Origin of the sequence: Streptomyces sp. NPDC007875 (assembly GCF_042868035.1) — a bacterium.
Lineage (GTDB): Bacteria > Actinomycetota > Actinomycetes > Streptomycetales > Streptomycetaceae > Streptomyces > Streptomyces antimycoticus.
On record NZ_JBIADZ010000044.1, the window covers coordinates 21,934 to 39,010 of the forward strand.

Consider the following 17,077-nt stretch of genomic DNA (forward strand, 5'->3'; position numbering starts at 1 on the left):
CTAACCTCCGCTTAACGCCGGGCTCGGCATAGTCGGCTCACCATGCGGAGGAGGGAGCTGCCATGCGCGTGCTGGTCATCGAGGACGAGGAGGAGCTGGCCGGGATGATCGCCGAAGGGCTGCGCGCCGCGGGCATGGCCGCGGACGTCGCGCTGGACGGCGGCCGGGCGATGGAGATGGCGGCAGCCGCCGACTATGACGTGCTGGTCCTGGACCGGGACCTGCCGGGCATCCACGGGGACACCCTGTGCCGGATGCTGGGCACGAGCGGGTACCCGGCGAGGATCCTCATGCTCACGGCGGCCGGGTCGCTGTCCGACATCGTCGACGGCCTCGGTCAGGGCGCCGACGACTACCTCTCCAAACCGTTCTCCTACGCGGAACTGATCGCCCGTCTGCGGGCACTCGCCAGGCGCGGGCCCAGCGGCACGCCGACAGTGCTGGAACGGCACGACCTGCGTCTGGACACCGTCCGCCGGATCGCCGAACGCGACGGGCGCCTGCTGCGGCTGACCCCCAAGGAGCTGGGTGTCCTGGAGGCGCTGATGTCCGCCGACGGCGCCCCGCTGCGCGCCCGCGACCTGGTGGAGATGGTCTGGGACTGCGACACCGACCCGTTGAGCACCACTGTCAAGGTCACCGTCCATCAGCTCCGCCGCAAGCTCGGCGACCCGCCGGTCATCGAGACGGTGCCCGGATTCGGGTACCGGCTGTGAGCGCACGCCTCGGCCGGCTGCCGATCCGGACCCGGCTGGCCCTCCTCAACGCCACCGTGTTCGTCGTCGGCGGCGGCACGCTCCTCGCCCTGACCCTGGTCAGCGTCCGGGAAATCCTCGGCGAGAACAGCCCGACGGTCACGGCCACCCAGTCGGAGCCCGCTGTGTACCCCGGCACCCTTCCGACCGTTCCGGCCTTTCCCGCCGAACAGTCGGCCAGCGCTTACCGGGCCAGCAGCTCGGAGAGGTTCGCGACGTTCCAGCAGGACGTCCTGGACGAGCTGCTCACCCGATCACTGCTGCTCCTCGCCGTGGTCGCCGTCCTGTCCCTGCTGGCGAGCTGGTGGGTGGCCCGGCGCGCGCTGCGCCGGATCGGCCGGGTCACCACGACCGCGCGCGACATCGGCGACCGGAACCTGCACGCCAGGCTCGCCCTGGTCGGCCCCGACGACGAAGTCAAGGAGCTGGCGGACACATTCGACGCCATGCTCGACCGGCTGGAGCGCAGCTTCGCCGAGCAGCGGCGGTTCACCGCGCACGCCTCGCACGAGCTGCGCACCCCGCTGACACTTCAGCGCACGGCACTGGAGATCCCGCTCTCCCAAGGCCGGGTGCCCCCGGACCTGTTGCCCGACATCCGCCGGGCGCTGCACGCCACCCAGCGCAGCGAGCGCCTGATCGCCGCGCTGCTGGCCCTGGCGAAGGGCGAGAGCGGAGTGCTCGTTCCGGTCCCCGTCGACCTGATCGAACAAGCGCGGACCGCGATCGCCGACGTGCTCGCGGAGGCCGGGGAGGCGGAGGTGACCGTGGACGCCCGGCTGCGCTCCGCTCCCGTCCGGGGCGACCAGTCCCTGCTCACCCAGCTCACCGCGAACCTGGTCACCAATGCTGTGCGGCACAACGAGCGCGGCGGATCCGTGCACGTCAGGACAGGGCTGACCGAGCGGGGCGACGCCTGCGTCGAGGTGATCAACACCGGCCCGGTCATCGAGGAGCGGGAACTGCCCGCACTCTTCGAGCCGTTCCGGCGCGGTGGCGGGCGTCGCAGGGGATCGGGCCTCGGCCTGTCGGTGGTCCGCGCGGTCACCGCGACCCACCAGGGGAAGCTCACCGCCCGGCCCAACCCCGGGGGCGGTCTCACCGTCCGTGTGGAGCTTCCCCCGCGTCTTCCCGACCCGCCCCAGCGGCGGCCGCCTCCCCCGTCACCGCCCACTGACCGGCCCGGCCCGGTTTCGCGCGGGTCACACGGTTAACCGCGGCAAAACCGCTCTCCCGATAGTCATGGTGGCGCGTTCTCGGCCCATCCGGGTCCGAGAAGCCCCGACGAAGGGAGCACATGATCGTGACACAAAGACCAATACGGGTGGGAGCGGGGATACGGGGGGCGGCGCGGAGGCGCAAAGTGACCGCGCTGCTCAGCGCGACCGCGGCGGTACTGGGAACGGCGGTGACGGCGGCCTCCGCGGCCCCCGTCCGGGACTCGGCCAACGGACTCGCGCGGTTCCACCATCAGGACGTGCGCTGGGCTCAGTGCGTGGCACCTCCGCTGCCGGAGGGAACACCGCAGGAGGAGGTGGACAGGTGGAACGAGGCATGGCGGCCCATGGACTGCGCCGCCATCAAGGTTCCCAAGGACTACCGGCGTCCCGGTGGTGACACGCTCACGGTGAACCTCAGCAGGCTACAAGCGAAGAACGCGGCCCAGCGGCGGGGCGTCCTCTTCCTCAATCCAGGCGGGCCCGGCGTACAGGCGAGGCTTCAGCCCGCGATGCACAAGAAGACGGCACTCGCCGAAAGTTACGACCTGATAGGCGTCGACCCCCGGGGAACCTCGCGCCCCGACAGGCTGTCGTGTGACCTTCCTCCGGGCCCGAAGCCGTTCTTCAGCCGCCCGACCGACGCCCAGCTGACCGCCATCGAGAAGTACGCCCGGCAGAGCGAGGAAGGCTGCCGACGGGCCGGCGGGGACCTCCGCCCGTACATCACCACCGCCAACACGGCACGGGACATGGACATCGTGCGAGCGGCCCTCGGCGAGGAGAAGATCAACTACCTGGGTTACTCCTACGGCACCTACCTGGGCGCGGTGTACGGGAGCCTGTTCCCCCGCCGACTCGACCGGAGCGTCCTGGACTCCTCGATGCACCCAGAGTGGTCCTACTACGAGGCGTCCTGGCAGCAATCCGTCGCCGCGCGGCAGAACGTGGACGCCTGGGCCGCCTGGATCGCCCGGCGCGACACCACCTACCACCTCGGCACCTCCGCCGCCGAGGTGCGGGCCGCCATCGACCAGGTGGGACGCGGGCTGGACAAACACCCGTTGCCGGACCCCGACGTGCCGGAGGCGGGCCCCGTGGACCAGACCCGCTTCGACATGATCCTGGGCTTTTTGAGCGCGGCTCGCCCGAGGTGGCATGTCCTGGCGCAGTTGGTCAACCACTTCCGTGAGCAACTCCCGTCCTCCGGGGAGGTGTCGCGTGATGCCTCGGAAGCGATGCGGCTGCTGGCCTCCGAGCGCGACGAGCCTGAGCAGGAGGACGGGACGTACACCGCCGTGACCTGCGAGCGTTACTGGCCCGCCGATCTGAAGGCGTACTACCAGAAGATGCGGCAGTTCCGGGAGGAGTACCCCTATGGCGAGGGCGCGATGGCGGCCGCGCCCACGGCGTGCACCTTCCGCTCGTTCACCCCGCCCGAGCAGCCGGTGGACCTCAAGCGCAAGGGCTACCCGACCGGACTCGTGGTCCAGAACGAGTACGACGCCGCGACGAAGTACGAGGGCGGCCCGGCCATGGCCCGCAAACTCGGCCACCGCCTCATCTCGATTCGCGACGACGGCACCCACGGCGTGTACCAGAACAACACGTGCGCGACCCAGAAGATCAACGACTACCTCATCAAGGGGCAGCTCCCCGACCAGAACAGCTGGTGCGAAGGGGCAGCGCGACCGGACATCCCCGCTGACCACTCCAGCGGTGGACGAGCCGAAGACAGGGGGCCCGATAAGTCCCTGACCTCCCAGGCGCGGTCGATCCTCAAGGAGCACCCTCAGGCTCCCGCGATGAAGCCGTGGCCCGCACGGGCTCGATGATGGTCTCCAGGCCGACGTAAGGCCCAGGTCACTGCCCTGCCGCGACGAGAACCGGCGGCGAAGACCACGCGGGGCCCCATCCGTATGGATGGGGCCCCGCGCTCTTGCATCTCGCAGCGGTAGCGGTGGGATGTGAGCCCTGTGGGTGCCGGAAACTTTGTCACCTGAGGTGACCTGCGGGTTCGGATCTATCGGAGCGCCGGAGATTGGCGAGCGCTGCAGGGCATGATGCTGGGTCGGGTACGTCTGATCTATCTGCTCGGATGCCAGACCTTCCGATGGCTCTGCGCTTGCCGAAAATATCATCCGCCCTGGTGGGAGGTGGTGTGCGCGGTGTACGGGAGGTCGACCGGCGGAGTCGCCCGAGCGGGTGCTCTCGCGAGGCTGGCGCTCGCGGCGGCAAGATGATCGACTGTGCTGCTGCGACTGGCTTACTGGGGCGTGACGAATGCGTTCGCCATGCTGCGCCTGCTACCGATGGGCGATCGAGACAAGGTTGTCGAGATACTCGCCTTGCGCCATCAGATCGTGGTGCTGGAGCGCCAACTCGGCAAGAGGGTCGGGTGCGGTTCACGCCGAGCGACCGGGCATTTCTGGCGGCGCTGCTGCACCGGCTTCCCGTGGACGTGCTCCGCGGAGTGCGGCTGCTGGTGCGTCCGGACACGGTGCTGTGCCGGCATCGCGACCTTCTCGCCCGCCGCCATGCTGCCGCCTCGCGGCCCAGGCGCTCGGGACGGCCTCGGACCGTGCACTCTGTGCGGGCCCTGGTGCTGCGCCTGGCGCGGGAGAACCCCGGCTGGGGGTATCGGCGCCTGCACGGTGAACTGCTCGTCCTGGGCGTCAAGGTGGCCGCTTCCACCGTCCGGGAGATCTTGCAGGAGGCCGGCGTCGATCCGGCACCCGAGCGGTCCTCCAGCACGTGGGCGGACTTTCTGCGTTCCCAGGCCGATGCCCTGCTGGCCTATGACTTCTTCGAAACGGTCCCCCATTCCGGGGCTCGGATGTACGTGCTGGCCGTCATCGAGCATGCCAGCCGACGGATCCGGGTGCTGGGTGCCACCGCGCACCCGACCTCAGCGTGAGTGGCACAGGCCGCGAAGAACCTCGCCATAGACCTTGAGGACGTAGGATGCCGAGCGCGTTACATGATCAGGGACCGGGACGGGAAGTTCCCCGCCCTGTTCGATGCCGTCCTGGCGGATGCGGGGATCGAGGTCGTGCTCAGCGGCGTCCGGATGCCGAGAATGAACTCGATCATGGAACGGTGGGTGCAGACCTGCCGACGGGAACTCCTGGACCGCACCTTGATCTGGAACCACCGGCACCTGCTCCACGCCCTACGAGAGTTCGAGCAGTTCTACAACGCACACCGACCACACCAGGGCATCGCCAACGCCCGCCCACTGCACCCATTACCTGCGCCGATCGACGACCCGGACACATTAGCCCGCCTCGACATACGACGACGTGATCGCCTCGGCGGCCTCCTCCACGAATACCAGCATGCCGCATGACCTGCACGGATGAAGTTATCGGCAAGCACAGGGCTTTGCCGCGGTGTCGGGATGACGGCTGTGCCGTTGCCGGCGAAGACGGCGTCGAACGCGGCGGTGAACTTGCTGTCCCGGTAACGGATGAGGAACCGGAAGCACCCAGCCCTCTCCTCGAGGTCCATGAGCAAGTTGCGGGCGAGTTGGACGACCCATGCGCCGGTCGGGTGGGCAGTGACACTGCGGGTGCCGGTAAATCATCCACACAGGTCGGAAGCCTGATCACGGATCTTCGGCTCTCCTTGTCATTCGCCCCAAGTGCTTCACCGCACAGGCCTCGGCGGCATCATGATCTGTCGTGCTGCTGCGCCTGGCCTACCTCGCCGCGACCAACGCCCTGGCGGTCCTACACCTCCTCCCGATGAGCGACAAAGACAAGGACACCGAGATCCTCGTTCTCCGGCACCAACTGCAGCTCCTGCAGCGTCAGGTCGGCAAGCCGACCTTTCACCGACAGCGACCGTGCCATCCTCGCCGACCTGCTCCACCACTTGCCAAAGACAGACTGCGGCACCTTCTGCTGCTGGTCCGCCCCGAGACGGTGTTGCGCTGGCATCGCGAGCTACTCAGGCGGCGCCATGCCGCAACCTGCGTACCCAGGCGACGTGGACGCCCACCCACCGTTCAGTCGATCCGCGCCCTGGCCCTGCACCTGGCCAGGGAGAATGCCACGTGGGGATATCGCCGGATCCACGGCGAACTCGCAGCCCTGGGGATCAAGGTCGCCGCCTCCACCGTCTGGGAGATCCTCCGCGAACACGGCATCCCACCCGCCCCCGAACGCCAGAGCACCACCTGGACCGTGCGCTTGCCGGAAATCTCATCCACCCTGGCGAGGGCAGTTCTTCGTGTTTCCCCAAGTCTTGGCCGCGGTCGCTCGAGCTGACACTCTCGCGCAGCTGCCGTCAGCGCGTCATGATGATCGATCGTGCTGCTGCGACTGGCTTACCTGGGTGTGACGAACGCGTTCGCGATGCTGCGGCTGCTGCCGATGGCCGATCGGGACAAGGACGCGGAGATCCTCGCCCTGCGTCACCAGATCGCCGTGCTGGAACGCCAACTTGGCAAGGGCAAGATCCGGTTCACGCCGAGCGATCGGGCGTTCCTGTCGGCGCTGTTGCACCGGCTGCCGATGCACGTCCTGCGACAGTTACGGCTGCTCGTACGCCCCGACACGGTGCTGCGTTGGCACCGCGACCTCGTCGCACGCCGCCATGCCGTCTCTTGCCAGCCCAAACGCCCGGGACGACCGCGTACCGTGCGCTCGATCCGCATCCTGGTGCTGCGGCTGGCGAAGGAGAACCCGAGCTGGGGGTACAGGCGCCTGCACGGCGAGTTGCTCGTGCTGGGGGTGAGGGTGGGTGCGTCCACCGTCTGGGAAATCCTGAAGGAGGCCGGCATCGACCCAGCACCCGAGCGGAACTCCAGTACCTGGGCCAGTTTTCTGCGTTCTCAGGCTGAGGCGCTTCTGGCCTGCGACTTCATGGAAACAGTCACCCTGTCGGGCGTACGGATATACGTGCTCGTGGTGATCGAACACGGCACTCCCCGGATCCGCGTCCTGGGCGCCACCACGCATCCCACCGCTTCCTGGGTAGCCCAAGCGGCGAAGAACCTCGTCATGGACCTCGAAGACCTCGGCTGCCGGGCACGGTTCATGATCCGGGACCAGGACGGGAAGTTCCCCGAACTGTTCGATGCCGTCCTCAAGGACGCGGGAATCGAAGTCGTGCTCAGCGGCATCCAGATGCCAAGGATGAACTCGATCATGGAAAGGTGGATACAGACCTGTCGCCGCGAGCTCCTGGACCGGACGTTGATCTGGAACCAGCGACACCTCCTCCACACCCTGCGGGAGTTCGAGCAGATCTACAACAGACACCGACCACACCAGGGCATCGCCAACGCCAGACCGCTGCACCCCCCTCCCCCCCCACCGATCGACGATCCGGACACGTTAGCCCACCTCGCCATACGCCGACACGATCGCCTCGGCGGCATCCTCCACGAATACCAACATGCAGCCTGACCTGCACGGATAAGGTTTCCGGCAAGGGCACAGTCCGCAGGCTACGGCGATGTCTGCGCTGATCTCGCCGGTGGCCGAGTCATACGTGACGCCGTCTCCGGCGGAGACGCAGCCGCGGACATCTGAGCACTGCACGTACAGGCCCTCAGGCCCGGAGCCGAGATGCGCTGAGTTGGCTGGCGGGACAGCGACAGGAGTCTGGACACCTTCAGGAAGCCGAGACTCTGTATGAGTACGCTGCCCGGGCCGGACACCCCTTCGGCCGATGCGGGCTGGCCAGATGCTTGACGAAGGCAGGGGACTGGCAGGCAGCCGGAGTGAGTACCTGCGGTGCGCAGCATGCATCATTCTCGCGACTCCAGGGCTTCAATCTTTACATTATCTGGGAGCGTATCGACGCCTGCCAGGTTGACGCCCACAACGTACTTGATGACCGAAAGTGATCGCAGTCTGCGCAATGCGCTGACATCCAACTCCGAATGGGCCAACCCTGTGGGTGCCGGAAACCGTGTCACCCGAGGTGACCTGCGGTTCGGATCTGCCAGAGCGCAGGAGGCTGGCGGGTGCTGTGCGGCATCATGCTGGGTCGTGGCGATACGTCTGATCTATCAGCTCGCGTGTCAGCTCTTCCGATGGCTTGCGCTGCTGGCCCGGTCGAGTGCGGCGAAAGACGTCGAGATCTTGATGCTCCGACATCAACTCGCTGTGGTGCAACGCATCCAGCCACGACCTCAACTTTCCTGGAGCGATCGGGCTGTCATGGCAGCGCTGCTCCGGATGGTGAACAAGCACCAGCGTGCACGACTGGCGTTGCTGGTCACTCCACGGTCGGTCCTGCGCTGGCACGCACGCCTCGTCGCCCGGAAGTGGACCTATCCACACCGCCGTCCAGGCCGACCACCGAAGCCGGAAGCACTGCGGCAGCTGGTCCTGCGCCTCGCACGGGAGAACCCGGGGTGGGGATATCGACGGATCCACGGCGAACTGCTCGGCCTGGGACGCAAAGTCGGCGCCTCGACCGTCTGGGAGATCTTGCAGAAGGCCGGGATCGACCCCGCACCCCAGCGCACCAACCAGTCCTGGCCCGTCTTCCTCAAAGCCCAGGCCTCCGCCATCGTGGCCACCGACCTCTTCCACATCGACACGGTCTTCCTGCGGCGCTGGTTCGTGCTGTTCTTCATCGACCACGGCACCCGACACGTGCACATCGCCGGCATCACCCGGCACCCGACCGGCCCCTGGATCACCCAGCAAGCACGGAACTACCTCATGGACCTCGGTGACCGCGCAGAGTCGATCAGATTCCTCATCCGGGACCGCGGCGCTTACTTCACCGCCAGCTTCGACGCCGTCTTCCAGGCGGCCGGCATACGCGTGATACCTACCCTGCCCGCTGTGCCACGGATGAAGGCCATCGCCGAGCGCTGGATCGGATCATGCCGACGCGAGGCCACCGACCGCATCCTGATCACCGGAGAACGCCACCTGCGTCTCGTCATCGGCGAGTACGCGAAGCATTACAACAGACACCGGCCGCACCGATCCCTCGGACAGCGGCCACCAGACCAACTCACCAGCCCCGAGCCGCCCATCGCCAGGGACAACACTCGCATTCGTCGACGCGACCGACTCGGCGGCCTTATCTACGAGTACTCGCAGGTCGCATAGGGTGACACAGATTCCGGCACCCACAACGAAGCCGCGCATGTCGTCGCTGCGTTTCACGATCGCCAGGACCAGCGCGAACGCGGCCAGGCAGTAGGCGACGAGGCCGCCGGTGTAGCCGCCGTCGGCCCAGACCAGTTCCAGCCGGTGGTGCACGTCGGCGACCTGCCCGAGCAGCACGTGGGCGGCGGTGCGGTCACCGGTGTCCGCGGCGGTGACCATGACGCCCAGCAGCAGGCCGAGCGTGTCGACCACGACGTGCCGCTTACGGCCGTTGATGAGTTTGCCGCCGTCGAAGCCGCGGCTGTCGGCACCGACGACGGCGTCCGCTTTGACCGACTGCGAGTCGATCACACCGGCCGTCGGTGCCGCGTCGCGGCCCAGCGTTTCGCGGACCTGCCTGCGCAGCCGGTCGTGGAACTCCTTGACCAGGCCGTGGTCGCGCCAGCGGCGGAAGAACGCATACACCCGGTCCCACGGCGGAAAGTCGACCGGCACACCGCGCCATTTAATTCCGTTGTCCACGAGGTAACGGATCGCGTCCAGCATCACGCGGTGGCAGTACGCCTCCGGCTGCCCGCCCCGGCCGCGCAGCCAGGCCGGCACCGGCAGCAGCGGCCGGACCGTCTCCCATTCCGCGTTCCGTCATGTCCGACGGATACCGCCGAACACGTTCCGGGTGATCGGCTGCGTTTCCGAACCGGTGGGCGACACAATCACACGACGGAGACGCCGAGTTGAACTCCACCGGCGCGAGGACGTAGAACTGCGGCAACAGGGTCTCCTGGATCTCGGTTGGCTTCGCAACCCCGAGCTACCAAGAGGCCCTGTCTTCATGCCCGCGGCCAGCGACGATCACCCGATCGAGACTCGCGTTCGACGCGCACCCCTCAACATCGAAACGACAACAGCCACTTAAGCTCCCAATTTCCGGCGCATCAACACTAGTCAGGTTGGAAGAGGCTCACTGGCCCCTGCGAGCGCATGTGCCTGCCGCGGCCGACGTACTGCCGTCGTCGGGACTCATACTCGAAGTAGGTACAGAAGGTGGTGAAGACGGAGTCAGCGCCACAGGGCCCGGCCCGTTTCTCCCCGTGGCCGCGGGGAGAGGGCACTCACCGAGTTGCAGCTTCGGGGCGTGCGTTCAGCGGAGGACCGCGGTGACCGTGGCGGTGGCGTAGTCCCAGAGACGGTCGGCGGCCTCATGGTCGAGCGCGTGGGCGGCGACCCCGCCGGGCTGTTCCTCGGCGCCCTGGACAGGGCGCGCCTCCTGGTTGTCCTCAAAGTAGCGTCCGGTGATACCGCTCACCAGTGGGGACGCAGCGAGCAGCACCGATGTCGAAGCCCCCTGGGTGGGCTCCTTGTAGTAGGGCTGCGGGATGATGTTTCCCTCTTCGTCGATGGCGCCGAGGGCCCGCATGGTGGCGTCGTCGATGTGGCGCTGCAGGTTCGTGTTGATCCATCCCGGGTTGACCGCGTTGGCAGCGATCCCATCTGTAGCCCAGCGGCGGGCCCCGACCGCGAGCAGGACGTCCGCCGTCTTCGACTGGCCGTACGCCGTCCAGCGATCGTAGGGGCGCCGTTCGAACTGGGGGTCGTCGAAGTCGAACGCTGCTGTCAGATGGGCCCCGGAGCTGACGATGACGATGCGGGCCGAGTCGGCCTGGCGCAGACTGCCGTGCAGCGCTGTGGCCAGCGCGAAGTGCCCGAGGTGGTTGGTTGCGAGCTGTAGCTCCCAGCCCTGGGCGCTGACCGTGCGCTCCGGGACGGCCATGATCCCTGCATTGGCGACGAGGATGTCGAGCGGGCCCTGCCAGGTGCGTGCGAAGGCGTCGACCGACAGAAGGTCTGCCAGGTCCAGCGCCGCCACCCGGACCGATCCGGAGCCGTGAGCGGCCGTGAGGTCACGGACGAAGTCGGCGGCGGAGGCGGGATTGCGCGTGGCGATCGTAACCTCCGCTCCGGCGCCGGCCAGGGCGCGGACCGTCTCGACACCGATCCCGGAGGCTCCGCCGGTCACGAGGGCCCGGCGTCCGGTGAGGTCCACGCCGTGGATGACCTCCGCGGCGGTGGCATGCGAGTGGAAGGGGGTGGTCACGCGGTCGTGATCGTCGTACATGTGGAACCTTTTCATGGGGGCCTTCGGTATTCCTTGACGCTACAGTCGTAAACGTGGACGCTCTATAAGCAAAAGTCCAAGAAACTTGCTCGAACCTCCAGAAGGAGTCCCGGATGGATCCCCTAGAGGATGTTCTGACCCTGCTCGACACAAGGAGTCACCTCTCCTCGAGCCTGGTCGCGGGAGGCCGGTGGGCCATCCGGTTCGACGCGCCGTCCGATGTGAAGTTCAACGCCGTCCGGCGCGGTCACTGCCTCATCGAGGTCGAGGGCATGGGCGGCCCGCTCGCCTTGGAGGAGGGAGACTGCTATCTGCTGACCCAGCCGCGACACTTCACCCTTCGCAGCGACCCGCAAGCCGTGGCCGTCGACGCCGACCGCGTCTTCGCGTCGCCCGTGGGCGGGGTCGCGCGCACGGGCGACGGGGAGGACGACGTCCTCCTCGTGGGCGGCCGTTTCTCGTTCAGCGACCGGGCGCACACACTGCTGCTCGAAGGCCTGCCTCCCTTAATACACATACCTGCCGGAACGCCTCAGGCCGAGACCCTGCAATGGGCGCTCGCCCATATCGACCGTGAACTGCGGGACGGGCTCATGGGATCCATGCTGGTGGCCGAGCACCTGGCGGTCGTGATGCTCGTACACGTCCTGCGTCTGCACCTCGCGCGGGATCCGGAGGCTGTTTCCGGCTGGCTCGCAGGCCTCGGAGATCCGGTGGTGGCGGCGGCGCTGACCTCCTTGCACAGCCGACCGGAGCACCCGTGGACGGTCGCCGAGCTCGCGCAGGCCTGTGCCGTGTCGCGGTCGACGCTCGCCGCACGTTTCAAGACCACGGTCGGCCGCGGGCCGCTCGACTACCTGAACCGGTGGCGGGTGGAACTCGCCTCACGCCACCTGCGGCAAGGAACCGATACGGTATCCGCCATCGCCCGCACGGTCGGCTACGGCTCCGAAAGCGCGCTGAGTACGGCCTTCAAGCGGGTCAACGGCATCTCACCCAGGGACTACCGCAAGGCGACACAGGCATCCTGAACCGGTGGAATCGGGAGCTGCGGCCCATGACCGCGCCGATACGTCCATCACACCGGCGGAGATGATCGTGCCCGCGACCGCGATGGCTCTTTCGAGCCGGAGATCGTCAAAAAGCGGCAGAAGCGCCTGACCGGCGTCGACGAGATGGTCATCTCGCTGGCCGCGAAGGGCCTGACCACCGGCGAGGTGCAGGCCCACCTGGGAGGTCTGTGGCGCCGACGTCTCCCGGCAGACGATCTCCACCATCATTGACAAGGCCCTGGACAGCATGGCTGAATGGCAGAGTTGGCCGATCTATATATGGCCCTGACCGTCACAGCCGAGGGACGGCGGGAGATCCTGGGGCTGTGGGCCGATGATGGCGGAGAGGGTGCCAAGCACTGGCGGTACACATCTTCCGCCATGCCGCCCGCCAGGACCGTGACAAGATCGCGCGTCTCCTCAAGGCCCGTTACAGCGTCGCCACCGAAGCACCCTGGAGCGGTTCGCCGGGTTTGCCGAGGTCTGAGGACGGAAGTATCCGGCGCTCGTGAAGCTGCGGGAAAACGCCTGAGGGGAATGCACGCCCTTCCTGCGGTGCGACACCGAGACCCGTCGCATCGTCCGCACGACGAACGGGATCGAGTCGGTAAACGCCCGAATCCGCCGGGCGGTCAAAGCCTGCGGCCACTTCCCCAACGAACAAGCCGCCCTGCAATGCATCTACATGGCGATCATGTCCCTCGGTCCCACCGGCAAGGGCCGGGCCCGCCGGACCATGCGCTGGAAGACCGCGCTGAACGCTTTCGACATCACCTTCGACAGACGCCTGTCGGCGGCCCGTCAGCAAGTCGGCCCCAACGACGGGAACGCTGAAGTAGAGCGAGATCTTGGCCTGTTCGACCGCGGAGACAAAAGTAGCGTTACTGGATGACACGTCAGCCTTTATGGCGTGCTGTCGGCCGAAGGGGACCTGCGGACCACTCGCGGCTTTCAGATCAAGTGTGCGTCGAGCAGGGTGAGCAGACTCGTGGCGGCGAAACCGGCGTGTTCGCGCAGGTCTGCCGGGTTCGGGACACATCCTGTATGAAGGGCGGTTTCCAGAAGGTCACCGTGCAAGAGAGCGGAGAAGGTGCAGGCAGCCCTACGGGTGTCACTGATCTTCGTCCGCAGGGTGCCAGGCCAAAGGTCGATATAGCGGACGACCTGGTTCAGTCGCTCGCCGACGACCTTCTCCTGGTAGCGCTGCCCCAGTTGCGGAAAGCGCTGGGCATCGCGGGTCACCACACGGTAGAGGGCTAGCTGATCCGGTTCAAGGATGAAGGACAAGTGCTCGGCGCCCGCCTGGGTCAACCCTTCGGGGGGTGGAAGAGTGAACCATTGAGGGTCCTCTGACTCGGCTGTGGTCGTGCATGCCGTCTGGATCACGGCGACGAAGAGGTCGTCCTTGCTCTCGAAATGACGGTAGAGCGTCTTGATGGATACGCCTGCCTCTGCGGCGATCTTGTTGACCGAGCTCCCGGCGTATCCGTCCTGAAGGAAATCCGTCAGCGCGGCGCCAATGATTGCATTGCGCTTGCGCTCCATCAAGCCGGCCTTGGGGTTGCCCGAATCCCACTTGCGCACCGTTTCCGCCCCTCTTCGCCCGCTCGACACTCACTTTACACACCTTACGACAGCACCCACTGTCATGTCCTGCGAGAGTGCCCAGTGCCGCAGAAGCGAGAGTGGTGGCGATCTAGCCCATACAAGCTGGACCCGTCAGGCACTGGCGTTTGATTCGATCCAGGAAGTGCGCCACAAGGCCCGATCGACCCAGTTGCCGACGTCCGGTCGCAGCCGCGGCTGCGTCAAGTCCGAGGCGGTAGCCTGCGACAGCGACAGCCGGTCAGGACGCGGCACAACCGGCCCGTATTGAGCCACTGCCGGTCGGACGACGCCAAAGGGGCCTTCACCCCGAACCGGACCGCAAGTCGTTCGGCTCCGCCTCAAGGGTGCCGCTGACGACTTTCATTCAGCGGATGATCACACCCTCGCCAGTGCGGATCGCGCGGACGATCACCGCAGGGCGCAGCGAGCGAGCCGGTGGACGACCGGCCGGACGAACCGTTTACGACCGAGCGAGCTCGCCGACTGGTGCTCGGTTGCTACACGGCGAGGGCTGTCGCCGACTCGGCGCTTGACAGACCACACGACAGCGTTCACTGTCGTATCTTGTTACAGCGACCGCTGTCGCATGAGGTGACCACGGCTAAGAGGCACACATGACTGGACTCATCGGCAAGACAGCACTCGTGACCGGCGCCAGCCGAGGGATCGGCCGGTACACCGCCCAGCGGCTGGCACGGGACGGGGCACGGGTAGGTGTGCACTACGGGAGGAACGAGCAGGCTGCCCACGAAGTCGTGGAATCGATCCGGGCAGAGGGCGGAGAGGCATTCGCCCTGCACGCGGATCTGGCTGCGCCGCGTGCCGCACAGACTCTATGGGAAGCCTTCGACAGGCACGCGGACGGTGTGGACATTCTGGTGAACAACGCGGGCATGGTCGTCTACGGCAGTGTGACTGAAGTGGTCGAAGAGGACTTCGACCAGCTCTTCGCGGTCAACGTGAAGGCACCCTTGTTCATCATCCAGCATGGCCTGCTGCGCCTGCGCGACGGTGGACGGATCATCAACCTGTCGTCGGCAGCCGCCTACCTCGCTAGTCCGATGGCCACCATGTACGCGCTGACGAAGGGCGCCATCAGCACCCTGACCCGAACAGTGGCATGGGACCTCGGCAACCGCCACATCACCGTCAACGCCGTCGCTCCGGGTTTCACCGACACCGACATGAGTGACTGGTTCGCCGACCCTGCGGCGAAGGCATGGGCCGCATCCCAGAACACGATGAGCCGGGTGGGCCAGCCGGAGGACATAGGCGACATCATCGCATTTCTCGCCTCGGACGACGCTCGGTGGGTCAACGGCCAGGTCATCGACGCTACCGGCGGCGGATTGCTCGGCGTCACGCGAACAGCGGCGTAACGGACGCTCCGGCCACAGGTGGCTTACGCCCGCTGCGCCGACCGGAAGTCCCCGACCGACTCAGGCCTCAGCACTCTCAGCCGCTCACCCATCACACGTCCGCGCGTCCTCATCCCGCGGCACTTCAGCCGCACCTCTCACCGAGCGCCGCACAGCCGCCAGGGACCCGGGGACCAGTCTGCTCTTGAACAAACAGTCCAGTGACTGACACAGGGTCACACACCGAATGTGCAGCGCCCTCCCATGACGGATCGGTGACTCCACCTCGCAGAAATGACGACCATGTCTTCTTCCCCCGAACAGCAGCGCTTCGCCGCCAGCGAGTGCGAGATCTCTAACCTCATGTCCGCCTACGCATATCGAAACGACGACTACGACATCTCAGGCCTGGGCGACCTCTTCGCCGACGCAGTCTTCACCCTGGACGGGACGGCGGCACGCGGCCGCACGGAGATCGAGGAACTGGCTCGCGGCATCATCGAGGTACGCGCAGACGGCCGGTCCGCGACCACACACGAGCTCACCAACATCATGATCTCTGTCGACGAAGCAGCCGCCACCGCAGTTGGCCATGCCTACTGGACCCTATACAGGACCGTGCCCGGAACCCCCCGGGAAGCCGTTCTCAGCGGCAGGTACCTCGACCACTTCGCGTATCGCGACGGACGGTGGGGTTTTGCCGAGCGGAGGGCCACCACCCTGTGGAGCTCTGCCACCTGAGCCCACACCCCCGAAGCGGAAACTTCGAGTCGCCGTCCGTATCCCGGATACGGACGGCGGAACGGAGCGCTCCCCCTCCCCTCCGCCGCCATGACCGACATCATGTTCGTCAGCCTCGATCCCAGTCGACTCCCCTGCAACAAACACACCAGGCGTTGCCGACCTCCCGACTCGTCAAGCAAACAGACGACAACAAAGCATGCAAATCACCTGCAGAGAAAAAACATGACGTCAACCGTAGAAAGCGAGATCAGCGAACTGCGCACCTACCTTGCGCAGTCCGTCGATCCGTCCTTCAACCCGCCCGTGGCGCAGGCTCGCCTGGCGCAGTACCAATACGGAGCATCCGTACCGCTGCCTGCCGACACCGAAAGCACCACCCTAAAGGTCGGGGGAATCCCCGCCGTGCGCATCCGCTCCGGCGGCGCCTCGGATTCTCGGGCACTCCTCCTCTTCCACTCGGGCGGCTACTCAAGCGGAGATCCCGCAGACCACGCAGCACTCGCAGCTCACCTGGCCATTGCATCGAATGCCACCGGGTACGTGCCCCAATACCGCAGGGCGCCCGAGGACCCGTTCCCGGCAGCTGTCGAGGATGCCGCGGCTGCCTACCGGGGCCTCTTGGAAACGGGGTTTCCCGCAGACAAGATTGTCGTGGCCGGCGACTCCGCAGGCGGAGGCTTGGCGATCGCAGTAGCTCAGCAGGCAGTCCTCGCCGGGCTGCCCGCACCTGCCGGTGTGTATGCGATGAGCCCCTGGGCCGACCTGACCCAGACCAACCCGTCCTACGACATCCGCGGGCCGCATGACCCCATGCTCAGCCGCACCTCGCTACACGACCTTGCCCGCATGTACCTCAACGGCGCAGACCCTCGGTCCCCACTGGCATCTCCTGTCTTCGGCGATTTCACGAACTTCCCACCGCTGCTGCTGCACGTCGGGACCGACGAAGTACTGCTCGGCGACACCCTGGCTCTGGCCCGTGAAGCAGCGCACGCCGGATCCGACGTAACCCTCCGGGTCTGGGCGCAGATGATCCACATTTTCCCTTGGTTTCATCCACATCTTCAAACTGGCCAGGCCGCAATCGCCGAGGCCGGCACTTGGATCGGTAGGCTGACAGCCTAATGCTGGATTCCTCGTCCGTT

General features: G+C 66.7%; 14 protein-coding genes and 4 pseudogenes. 13 read left to right on the top strand and 5 right to left on the bottom strand.

Translation table 11 applies throughout. From position 1 onward, the window contains the following. Positions 1–62: 62 nt before the first annotated feature. The 4 genes and pseudogenes from ACFYOY_RS45165 (at position 63) to ACFYOY_RS45180 (ending at position 5,321) form a co-directional block, all read left to right on the top strand. Entirely contained in the window at positions 63–716 is a 654-nt protein-coding gene (locus ACFYOY_RS45165; RefSeq protein WP_388593738.1) for a response regulator transcription factor, read from the top strand. Further along, positions 713–1,969 (top strand): sensor histidine kinase, encoded by a 1,257-nt coding sequence (locus tag ACFYOY_RS45170; RefSeq protein ID WP_388593741.1) that lies wholly within the window; start codon positions 713–715, stop codon positions 1,967–1,969. Before ACFYOY_RS45165 ends, ACFYOY_RS45170 begins: the two co-directional genes overlap by 4 nt. Positions 1,970–2,118: 149 nt before the next feature. Next, the gene (locus ACFYOY_RS45175) at positions 2,119–3,807 is read left to right on the top strand and encodes an alpha/beta hydrolase (RefSeq protein ID WP_388593743.1); all 1,689 of its coding nucleotides are present in this window, start codon (positions 2,119–2,121) and stop codon (positions 3,805–3,807) included. A gap of 414 nt (positions 3,808–4,221) precedes the next feature. Next, a pseudogene (locus tag ACFYOY_RS45180) lies at positions 4,222–5,321 on the top strand (integrase core domain-containing protein). Here ACFYOY_RS45180 and ACFYOY_RS45185 read toward each other — a convergent pair. Continuing rightward, positions 5,309–5,536 (bottom strand): annotated as a pseudogene (locus ACFYOY_RS45185) (integrase); the annotation flags it as partial. The pseudogenes ACFYOY_RS45180 and ACFYOY_RS45185 overlap by 13 nt on opposite strands. 119 nt (positions 5,537–5,655) lie before the next feature. Here ACFYOY_RS45185 and ACFYOY_RS45190 point away from each other — a divergent pair. Together ACFYOY_RS45190 and ACFYOY_RS45195 are read left to right on the top strand one after the other, a co-directional pair. Further along, positions 5,656–6,156, top strand: a pseudogene (locus ACFYOY_RS45190) (integrase); the annotation flags it as partial. Positions 6,157–6,285: 129 nt separating this feature from the next. Beyond that, positions 6,286–7,386 (top strand): integrase core domain-containing protein, encoded by a 1,101-nt coding sequence (locus ACFYOY_RS45195; RefSeq protein ID WP_388593746.1) that lies wholly within the window; start codon positions 6,286–6,288, stop codon positions 7,384–7,386. Between the two features lie 576 nt (positions 7,387–7,962). Here the strand turns inward: ACFYOY_RS45195 and ACFYOY_RS45200 are convergent. Further along, on the bottom strand, positions 7,963–8,613 hold the full coding sequence (locus ACFYOY_RS45200) for a hypothetical protein (RefSeq protein ID WP_388593774.1): 651 nt from the start codon (positions 8,611–8,613) through the stop codon (positions 7,963–7,965). 177 nt (positions 8,614–8,790) lie between these two features. Here ACFYOY_RS45200 and ACFYOY_RS45205 point away from each other — a divergent pair, with 177 nt between their 5' ends. Next, positions 8,791–9,054 (top strand): integrase core domain-containing protein, encoded by a 264-nt coding sequence (locus tag ACFYOY_RS45205; RefSeq protein WP_388593769.1) that lies wholly within the window; start codon positions 8,791–8,793, stop codon positions 9,052–9,054. Between the two features lie 102 nt (positions 9,055–9,156). Here ACFYOY_RS45205 and ACFYOY_RS45210 read toward each other — a convergent pair. After that, positions 9,157–9,657: pseudogene (locus ACFYOY_RS45210) on the bottom strand (IS5 family transposase); the annotation flags it as partial. A gap of 538 nt (positions 9,658–10,195) precedes the next feature. Next, positions 10,196–11,185 (bottom strand): SDR family NAD(P)-dependent oxidoreductase, encoded by a 990-nt coding sequence (locus tag ACFYOY_RS45215; protein WP_330816208.1) that lies wholly within the window; start codon positions 11,183–11,185, stop codon positions 10,196–10,198. Between the two features lie 98 nt (positions 11,186–11,283). Here ACFYOY_RS45215 and ACFYOY_RS45220 point away from each other — a divergent pair, with 98 nt between their 5' ends. From ACFYOY_RS45220 to ACFYOY_RS45230, 3 genes are all read left to right on the top strand, one after another. Continuing rightward, a complete protein-coding gene (locus ACFYOY_RS45220; RefSeq protein ID WP_388593750.1) occupies positions 11,284–12,201 on the top strand; it encodes an AraC family transcriptional regulator in 918 nt (305 codons plus the stop codon). Between the two features lie 126 nt (positions 12,202–12,327). Next, positions 12,328–12,453 carry a hypothetical protein gene (locus ACFYOY_RS45225; RefSeq protein ID WP_388593772.1) on the top strand — a complete coding sequence of 42 codons (126 nt, stop codon included), beginning with the start codon at positions 12,328–12,330 and terminating at the stop codon, positions 12,451–12,453. A 454-nt stretch (positions 12,454–12,907) separates the two neighbouring features. Further along, on the top strand, positions 12,908–13,114 hold the full coding sequence (locus ACFYOY_RS45230; RefSeq protein ID WP_388593753.1) for a hypothetical protein: 207 nt from the start codon (positions 12,908–12,910) through the stop codon (positions 13,112–13,114). A gap of 59 nt (positions 13,115–13,173) precedes the next feature. On the opposite strand, the gene ACFYOY_RS45235 is transcribed toward ACFYOY_RS45230, so the two are convergent. Next, on the bottom strand, positions 13,174–13,806 hold the full coding sequence (locus tag ACFYOY_RS45235; RefSeq protein ID WP_330816206.1) for a TetR/AcrR family transcriptional regulator: 633 nt from the start codon (positions 13,804–13,806) through the stop codon (positions 13,174–13,176). Between the two features lie 638 nt (positions 13,807–14,444). Here ACFYOY_RS45235 and ACFYOY_RS45240 point away from each other — a divergent pair. The 3 genes from ACFYOY_RS45240 (at position 14,445) to ACFYOY_RS45250 (ending at position 17,057) form a co-directional block, all read left to right on the top strand. Further along, a complete protein-coding gene (locus ACFYOY_RS45240) occupies positions 14,445–15,209 on the top strand; it encodes an SDR family oxidoreductase (RefSeq protein WP_330816205.1) in 765 nt (254 codons plus the stop codon). A gap of 273 nt (positions 15,210–15,482) precedes the next feature. Next, positions 15,483–15,929: a nuclear transport factor 2 family protein gene (locus tag ACFYOY_RS45245; RefSeq protein ID WP_330816204.1), complete on the top strand. Its 447-nt coding sequence runs from the start codon at positions 15,483–15,485 to the stop codon at positions 15,927–15,929. 90 nt (positions 15,930–16,019) lie between these two features. Next, on the top strand, positions 16,020–17,057 hold the full coding sequence (locus tag ACFYOY_RS45250) for an alpha/beta hydrolase (RefSeq protein ID WP_351905335.1): 1,038 nt from the start codon (positions 16,020–16,022) through the stop codon (positions 17,055–17,057). Positions 17,058–17,077 lie beyond the last annotated feature (20 nt).